At 36.0% G+C, this 3,055-nt stretch carries 1 protein-coding gene, 1 tRNA gene and 3 pseudogenes; 1 reads left to right on the plus strand and 4 read right to left on the minus strand.

Annotation, left to right across the window (positions count from 1 at the left end):
- Positions 1 to 170: 170 nt before the first annotated feature.
- The 4 genes and pseudogenes from ACFIMA_RS09220 to ACFIMA_RS09235 form a co-directional block, all read right to left on the minus strand.
- Positions 171 to 260 (minus strand) — tRNA-Ser (locus ACFIMA_RS09220).
- Between the two features lie 941 nt (positions 261 to 1,201).
- Positions 1,202 to 1,799, minus strand: a pseudogene (locus ACFIMA_RS09225) (tyrosine-type recombinase/integrase).
- A gap of 6 nt (positions 1,800 to 1,805) precedes the next feature.
- Positions 1,806 to 2,024, minus strand: coding sequence for a hypothetical protein (locus ACFIMA_RS09230; RefSeq protein ID WP_375630827.1), 219 nt, complete (start codon positions 2,022 to 2,024; stop codon positions 1,806 to 1,808).
- A gap of 120 nt (positions 2,025 to 2,144) precedes the next feature.
- Positions 2,145 to 2,252 (minus strand): annotated as a pseudogene (locus tag ACFIMA_RS09235) (exonuclease); the annotation flags it as partial.
- Here ACFIMA_RS09235 and ACFIMA_RS09240 point away from each other — a divergent pair.
- Positions 2,238 to 3,055 (plus strand): annotated as a pseudogene (locus ACFIMA_RS09240) (filamentous hemagglutinin); the annotation flags it as partial. The pseudogenes ACFIMA_RS09235 and ACFIMA_RS09240 sit on opposite strands and share 15 nt — an antisense overlap.

Genomic DNA, 3,055 nt, shown 5'->3' on the forward strand with positions numbered 1-3,055 from the left:
ACCCTTTGAGAACATCTTTAAAACTCTTTGAGAAAAAATAAATTGGTACAAAACCTAGTGGCAAAATATACAAAACCCGCTGGCAAGCTACACCGAACCTTTATTTACGAATCCCGCACCTTGAAAAAACACACATGAAATCAATAAGTTATAGCACCATAAAAGTGCTGTGGCGGAGGGGGTGGGATTCGAACCCACGGTACAGTCTCCTGCACGCCGGTTTTCAAGACCGGTGCCTTAAACCGCTCGGCCACCCCTCCAAACTAGATATGCTTTTTGACAAATTTCTTGTAAAAGGTCAATCATTTTAATACGCATTTTAAAGCGTTCTTTGTAAAACTATTTAAGTTTCAATTAAAATAATTCTTCATAAGTTAATTCTTTGAGTGTGTTATCTAAGAGTTTCATTTTTAAACATGATAGTTTTTTCTGAAAAAATGAAAGGTAATTATGATATTTATCATTTTTTTCCTGTTTAAAAATTTTTTACAAAGCAATATTTTTTTAAGTTCTAACAATCGTTTTCGTAATAATAAGAAATGTTTAGTTGAAAATGTTTGATAAATTATATTAAATTCCGGTCGTGTATTTTTGAATTATTTTACCTTTCCAGATATTTATTTTATTTAGATCGTTCATATTGGCGAAAAGAAAATGTTATTACTCTGACAGTTTATGAGAGATAAATTTGTAAGAATGACATATATATTCAAGGAAAGTTTTTATTGAGTTTAAATTAAGTACAATTCAATAAGAAAGCTCTTTAAAAGATTTTAATTTTTTAAATAAAAATATTCAGATATTTAGTGCATCTAAAAAGTACCTTGGAGGGAATGGCTGATTTGCGCTATTTGAATAAAATTTTATGTAAGATTTGCATCGATAGTTTAAAATCTCTTCTAGATATGACTGGAAATTAGGTATATTTGTAATGCTTTTTCTGTGGGATAAGCAAAAAGTTAATTTGAATGGAAGAAAAAATTATTGAGCAATACCCTTAGATCAATAGATAGTTTGTGAAGGTATTACATAGTTTTTCAAGAATAGAACTTAAAAACGCTAAATTATGCAGAGTCAGAAAGCGTAAACTTTAAAAGACAAAGTTTTAAAAGCCGATTCATTCACAAGTATGTGTAAAATAAAATATTTATGTCTAATATGAGAGAATAGGTGAATCTTGATTTTATTGATTTTTTTGCCTCTATCCCTCATCTTTTTGAAGCTTTTTTATGGCTTCAAGAGCGAGTTTTTTACGGTCTGCGCTCTTTGTGTAAAGAGATGCCATAGCATCATTTGTCCAGCCAAAAATTGCTTTGAGTTGTGATACTGTTGCACCAGAATTAGCTGCGCGTGTTGCTGCTAATTTTCTTAAGCCATGTGCTGATTTTTTGATTCCCGCTACGTTACAAGCCTCACGAAAAAGGTTGCCAAAACTTTCTTTAACTAGTTTTTTACCTTCTTTACCACAAATGAATGTTTCTTCTCCAATCACACACCTTCGTAAGGATGAGTTCTTTTTGTTTTTTTGTAGCTTTAGTGTAGCTATGCCAATTAGAGCTGTTAAAGTATTGTTTAAGCAGCCATGCAAATAACCCTTCAACAAGTTTACCGGTTTTTGATTTAGGAAGTATAAGCTCTTGTAACTCGGCAAGTGCGCTTTTGTAGTTATCAACAAACTCTTGCTTTCCATAGGTTCTGCGGATTCTAATGCGTTTGCCGTGACCAATACGTACATACCATACAATTTTGCCATGTTGAGTAATTTGTTTAACGAGATGAGGAGGACGTGGTTTAGGCATGGTATTTTACATCTTAGAGAGTGCGGTTTCGTAATATTCATTCTTTGACAAATCTAAAAGTTTGTCTGGGTGGCTAACTGAATTTGGTATTGGAATATCTGCTTTAAGATAGATAAGCAGTTCACCGGTAGGTTTGATTTCTATGAGTTCGCAACCTTGTTTTTTAGCTTCTCTTAAAGCGCGTGCAATGGCTGGTTGCGTTATAGCAGCTGGACGAGGCGCCATATCTTTTCTCCTTACATTGAGATGCAATTCACGTGTGGCGTGAATCACGCTTGTGTTGTAAGTTGTTATGAAAGGGTGGGGGTGCTCGTAGATATGCGGGGAACAAAACACCCCATAAGGTTAAGCAGCTTTTGTTGAGAGTTGTTGTATCTCTCGTTCTATCTCTGCTAAAAAGGCTTCAACAACTTGATTGATCTGTTCAATTTGTTGATCATCACGGAAAAAACGGAAGAAGTCACCATCGCATTCCAAAAACCAGAGGGGTTTGATTCAATGAAAATGCGATTTTGTATCATACAACAAGTGTAGCAAATGAGTTGAGGGTAGAAATGTGGGCCGTTTCCTATGAGGAAGTTGAATGTTCAGGAAACATATGTGATTTTCACTTTAAAAATTCTTTGCCCAACAAAGAGGCAACTTATGGTAAGATAACTTTAGAAGATGGGATAGTATACAAGGCATTTACTTGGAATGAAGAGAGTGAAAGTTCGCTTTTTTCAAGGGTACCGATGGAATAATTTATCTCACATGATACAGAAAACTGTCACGCAAGAATTTTCGCCTACTCGTCAAGGAATGATACAGTCTCACGGCAATCTCATCATTAACGCTGATACCATTGATAACCATTATAGCTCTATAGAAGCGGGGGGAAATGCCGATATCCAAGCCAAGACGCTGACCAATTTAGGTGCAACGGCTTATAAAAAAACCTATATGGGTTGTAATGCCAATACCCAGGATGGTTATTGTTATGGCTATAAAGCTGATGGAAGCCGCGATGTTTCTTTAGATATAGCCAATGGCAAGGATCGCCAAACTGGTTCAGAAGCTCTTGATGCAGCTCCTGGTCTTGTCCAAGCGGGCGGCACTTTAAATCTGGTGGTCGATCAACTCAATAACACGGCAGCGGAAGGTTCGATTACAGGGGATGCGCATTTTAAAGCACAAGCAGTTGAAGGCAATCCACTGGAGTCCTTAAGTGGTTTAACCGGGGTTGATGCTCTCTTTACACCAAAAGTGGATCTCAA

It is taken from the genome of Bartonella sp. AP88HLJMH (assembly GCF_042195605.1).
Classification (GTDB): domain Bacteria; phylum Pseudomonadota; class Alphaproteobacteria; order Rhizobiales; family Rhizobiaceae; genus Bartonella.

Bases quoted from the DNA above. Each gene is read 5' to 3' on its own strand.
- ACFIMA_RS09230 (WP_375630827.1), bottom strand. From the start codon at position 2,024: ATGGCGCCTCGTCCAGCTGCTATAACGCAACCAGCCATTGCACGCGCT.